The organism is Achromobacter sp. UBA5777, from assembly GCF_002418565.1.
Classification (GTDB): domain Bacteria; phylum Pseudomonadota; class Gammaproteobacteria; order Burkholderiales; family Burkholderiaceae_B; genus Achromobacter; species Achromobacter animicus.
In genome coordinates this window covers 1-4,620 of sequence record NZ_DIEJ01000009.1, presented here as the reverse complement: position 1 = coordinate 4,620, position 4,620 = coordinate 1, and the positions used below count along the sequence as shown (strand labels likewise).

6 protein-coding genes are annotated in these 4,620 nt (G+C 62.1%); 2 read left to right on the top strand and 4 right to left on the bottom strand.

Annotated elements, in window-relative coordinates:
• The 4 genes from B3446_RS00470 to B3446_RS28525 form a co-directional block, all read right to left on the bottom strand.
• On the bottom strand, positions 1-699 hold a 699-nt coding region (locus B3446_RS00470; protein ID WP_291376552.1), incomplete at its 3' end, for a GTP-binding protein.
• 18 nt (positions 700-717) lie between these two features.
• Positions 718-1,188, bottom strand: a complete 471-nt coding sequence (gene rpsG / locus B3446_RS00465) for a 30S ribosomal protein S7 (RefSeq protein WP_006389600.1) — start codon at positions 1,186-1,188, stop codon at positions 718-720.
• A 166-nt stretch (positions 1,189-1,354) separates the two neighbouring features.
• Entirely contained in the window at positions 1,355-1,732 is a 378-nt protein-coding gene (gene rpsL / locus B3446_RS00460) for a 30S ribosomal protein S12 (RefSeq protein ID WP_005017264.1), read from the bottom strand.
• Positions 1,733-2,239: 507 nt separating this feature from the next.
• Entirely contained in the window at positions 2,240-2,626 is a 387-nt protein-coding gene (locus B3446_RS28525; protein WP_291376131.1) for a helix-turn-helix domain-containing protein, read from the bottom strand.
• A 550-nt stretch (positions 2,627-3,176) separates the two neighbouring features.
• Here B3446_RS28525 and B3446_RS00450 point away from each other — a divergent pair.
• Entirely contained in the window at positions 3,177-3,893 is a 717-nt protein-coding gene (locus B3446_RS00450) for a response regulator transcription factor (RefSeq protein WP_191577521.1), read from the top strand.
• Positions 3,894-3,927: 34 nt separating this feature from the next.
• Positions 3,928-4,620, top strand: a 693-nt coding sequence (locus tag B3446_RS00445; RefSeq protein ID WP_291376128.1) for a FecR domain-containing protein, incomplete at its 3' end; no start/stop codon positions are given.

The window sequence follows — 4,620 nt, the reverse complement described above, 5'->3', positions numbered from 1 at the left end:
GTACTTGTTCATCAGCTCTTCCGACGACTCAGCGGCGGCTTCAACCAGCTTTTCACGCCATTCGTTCGCCAGACCTTCCAGCTCGGCCGGAACGTCCTTGTAGTCGAACTTGGTGCCTTGGCTGGCTTCGTCCCAAATGATCGCCTTCATCTTGACCAGGTCGACCACGCCTTGGAACGTGTCTTCGGCGCCGATGGGAATGACGATCGGCACGGGATTGGCGCGCAGGCGGTTCTTCAGCTGGTCATAGACCTTGAAGAAGTTGGCGCCGGTGCGGTCCATCTTGTTGNNCGGCACGCCGTACTTGTTGGCTTGGCGCCACACGGTTTCGGACTGGGGCTGAACACCGCCCACCGCGCAGTAGACCATGCAAGCACCGTCCAGGACGCGCATGGAACGTTCCACCTCGATGGTGAAGTCCACGTGTCCCGGGGTGTCGATGATGTTGATGCGGTGCTCGGGGTAGTTGCCGGCCATGCCACGCCAAAACGCCGTCGTAGCAGCCGACGTAATGGTGATGCCACGCTCTTGCTCTTGCTCCATCCAGTCCATGGTGGCTGCGCCATCATGCACTTCGCCAATCTTGTGATTGACGCCGGTGTAGAACAGGATACGTTCGGTCGTGGTGGTCTTCCCTGCATCGATGTGCGCAGAGATACCAATGTTGCGATAGCGCTCGATCGGGGTTTTGCGGGCCATGGTGGATTAGTCCTTAAATTACCAGCGGAAATGGCTGAAGGCCTTGTTGGCCTCTGCCATCTTGTGCGTGTCTTCGCGCTTCTTCATCGCGGCGCCACGACCTTCGGAGGCGTCGATCAGTTCGCCAGCAAGACGCAGATCCATCGACTTCTCGCCACGCTTCTTGGCGGCTTCACGGAGCCAACGCATAGCCAGGGCCAGGCGGCGCACGGGGCGCACTTCAACCGGCACTTGGTAGTTGGCACCGCCAACGCGGCGGCTCTTGACTTCGACGATCGGCTTGATGTTGTTGATCGCCAGGCTGAAAACCTCGATCGGCTCTTTGCCGGTCTTGGTGGCGACTTGCTCGAGGGCGCCGTAAACGATGCGCTCGGCGACGGCCTTCTTGCCGTCCAGCATGACGACGTTCATGAACTTGGCGAGCTCGACGCTGCCGAACTTGGGATCGGGCAGAATCTCGCGCTTGGGTACTTCGCGACGACGGGGCATTGTTGCTTCCTTGTGTCTGTTCAGTTGAACCGTGTTTCATTACACGGCCATGGCCGTCCATTGGGACGACCCCTTACGTGCCGCGCACCTTCCCATCATCTGGACGGCGCGGTCGCACTTCCCGGGTGACGGACTTCCGTCACGTGGGGGTACTGCCGACTTGCTATTAAGCCTTCTTCGGGCGCTTGGCGCCGTACTTCGAGCGGGCTTGCTTACGGTCCTTGACGCCTTGCAGGTCAAGGGAACCGCGCACGATGTGATAACGCACACCGGGCAAGTCCTTCACACGGCCGCCACGCACCAGAACCACCGAGTGCTCTTGCAGGTTGTGGCCTTCACCGCCGATGTACGAAATGACTTCGTAACCGTTGGTCAGACGCACTTTGGCAACCTTACGCAGAGCGGAGTTCGGCTTCTTGGGGGTGGTGGTGTACACGCGAGTGCACACGCCGCGGCGTTGCGGGCAGTTTTCGAGCGCGGGGCTCTTGCTTTTGATGATGCTGACTTCGCGCGGCTTGCGCACGAGTTGGCTAATGGTAGGCATGACCTTTGAAATCCCTTTTACGTACCACTGGTAAGTACTTACGTACTCGTCTCCTGGAGCGGGTGAGCTTTCGGAGAAGGCAGTTCGCGCAAAACCGCCTCAAACGTTCAAATACGTAAAAGAGCGGGCTTGCCAACAAACCATGACAAACGCACAAAATCGGGTGCAGCCAGAAAAACAGTTGGTGCTAGCTGGGCCAAAGTCAAAGGTTCGTGACGCGCCTTTGGGCCTTGATCCTGAACTGTCTGCCTGAGCGTGCGGATTTTGCGCGCGAAATAAAGCAGTAAGCCCTTTAGCATAACTGAGATCAAGGGCTACTGTCAAAGTTTTTTGTAAGTGCCCCGCAGCGGCGAGTTGGCGCGAAAAGCGGGGCATTTGACCGCCGCTGGCGAAAAATGGGGTCACGTAGCGGGCAGATCTTGGACCGTAATGGTCGCTCTGCGGGACGCCATATGCGGGCGATCCCTGCCCTCTGGCGTTGGTCCGCGAAGTGTACAGCGTGCGCGTTTAGCGGTCTGTAAAAAGATAGCCGCTGCCGTATACCGTGCGGATGGGCAACACCACGCCCGCCTGTTCGGCCTTGCGCCGCAGTCGGCTGACAATGACATCGATGCTGCGCGCGCTGCTGGCACGCGCAGCGCCCCCTTCCACCTGCAATTCGTTCCCGAGGGCTTCGCGATCCACCGCTTTTCCCGCCACGTTCAGCAGGGCGCGAACGATAAGGCGCTCGTTGGCGGACAGCGACAGCGTGACGCCCGTCGGAGCAGCCAGCGTCCAGCCTTGGTCGTGGAGCTCCCAGCGGCCGCTGCCCGCGTCCTGCGGTNNGGCGGCGCGCCAGCGCCAGCAAGATGCAGACGAGTTCGCGAGGATCCTGGGGATCGGGCAGGCAGGCATCGGCGCCGCTCTGCAGGCAGCGCAGGCGGCTGTCCACGGGCATGCCCTTGCCCACAACCACGATGCCCAGCGGCGCGGAGCCGTGCAGCCGCGCAATGAGGGCGTAGCCGATTTCGCCCGACGCGCCGATGTCCAGAACCACGGCGTCGTGGTGGCCGCTGCTGAGCAGGCCGAATAATTCCAACGAGGTCGAGCNNCCCGCGGGCCGAGATGCCCGCCTGCAACAGCGTGGACACGGACGAACCGCGTACGGTTTCGTCCGGTGACATCACAAGTATGCGCAATTGATTCATATCTGTTCCGGTCTGCATTCCCTCCCCTTGCACCGCCTGCTGTGTCGCGGCTGGTGACATCGTTGGAACAGTTTGGCGTCCGCGTACGCAACAACTCCAGTCAAGATTCGTCAACTTTGCAATGTTTGACAGTTCTTGCCATAACGTAGCCGCCGAAGGGTTTTCCCGAGTTATCATTCGTTTACATAAATCCCCCATCGTTTTGCTAGGTCGCCACACGCGCGCCTGCGCAGCCAACTTTCGCGAGAACTCGTCTAATGAAAATCGCGTCGCTGGAAGACGACCTGGACCAGGCGCGGCGCATCCAGCAAGTTTTGACCGCCGCCGGGTATGCTTGCACCAGCTATCACCAGAGCCGGGATCTGCTCGCCGCCCTTCGCACTGAAGCGTATGACCTGGTGCTGCTGGACTGGCACCTGCCCGACATCGACGGCGACGACGTCGTCCGCTGGCTGCGCACCCACATCGGCGCCCGCATTCCTGTGATATTCCTGACCAACCGGTCGGCCGAGGATGATCTGGTCGAAGGCCTGCGTGCAGGCGCGGACGACTACATCGTCAAGCCGATGCGTCCCCTGGAGCTTCTGGCACGGGTCGCGGCGCTGCTGCGCCGAAGCCAGATCGCCGAGCCCGTCGACCAGACCATTGAAGTCGCGCGGTATCGCGTCGATCCCGCGGCGCGCGCCATTTCACTGGACGACGTCGCGATTTCGCTGGCCCCGAAGGAATTCGAGCTGGCGCTGCTGTTCTTTCGCAATGTCGGCCGGCTCATGTCGCGCGACGTGCTCGCCGAGTGCGTCTGGAACCGCGAAATCCCCGCCACCTCGCGCACGTTGGACACGCACCTGTCGAACATCCGGCAGAAGCTGCAGCTCCGTCCGCAGCACGGCGTGCGCCTGACCTCCTCTTATGCGCTTGGCTACCGGCTCGAACTGGTCAGCCCGTCCGACGACGGCCAGAACCTCTCGCCGTAACGGCGTCGCCCGAATCCCTGGAGAATCGTTTGCCATGAGCCGCTTCCGCGCGCTTTCTTTGCTTGCCCTGGCTTCCTGCATGACGCTGGCCGCCCCCGTGCACAGCCAGCCCGCCGGCGCATTGGGCGACGACTTCATCCATCGCGTGCGCCAAGGCGAGACACTGATCGAACTGGCCACGCAGTACACGCGCAACCAGGCCAACTGGAACCGGTTGCAAACGCTCAACAAGGTCGTCACCCCGGAACTGCTGCCCATCGGGTTGGAACTGCACATCCCGCTGGCGATGATTCCGGTGCGCGACGCGCAGGCGCAGGTCGTGCACGTCAGCGGCCAGGCCAGCCTGAATGGCAAGGCCGTGCAGCCCGGAACGCCGGTGTCCGAAGGCAGCACGCTGGAAACCGCCCCCAACGGCTTCGTCACGCTGCAGCTTGCCGACGGGTCACGGCTCACGCTGCCGTCCAATGGCGCGGTGGACCTCACACGCCTGCGCCAGTTCGAAGGCACAGCGCTGACGGATTCGGTGATCAATGTGCGGCGCGGCAGCGTGGAATCCAGCGTTGCGCCAGCGGGCCAGGGCGTAGGCCGTTTCGAGATCCGCACGCCGGTCGCCGTAACGGGTGTGCGCGGCACGCGATTCCGCGTGCAGAGCAGCGCGCAAGGCGTCCATAGCGAAGTCCTGGAAGGCAGCGTGCGCTTGCAGGCGCACGCGCCCGGCGATTCGCCC

Excerpts from the sequence above, each read along its gene's own strand:
- B3446_RS00450 (WP_191577521.1), top strand. The coding sequence starts at position 3,177 with ATGAAAATCGCGTCGCTGGAAGACGACCTGGACCAGGCGCGGCGCATC.
- rpsL (WP_005017264.1), bottom strand. The coding sequence starts at position 1,732 with ATGCCTACCATTAGCCAACTCGTGCGCAAGCCGCGCGAAGTCAGCATC.
- rpsG (WP_006389600.1), bottom strand. The coding sequence starts at position 1,188 with ATGCCCCGTCGTCGCGAAGTACCCAAGCGCGAGATTCTGCCCGATCCC.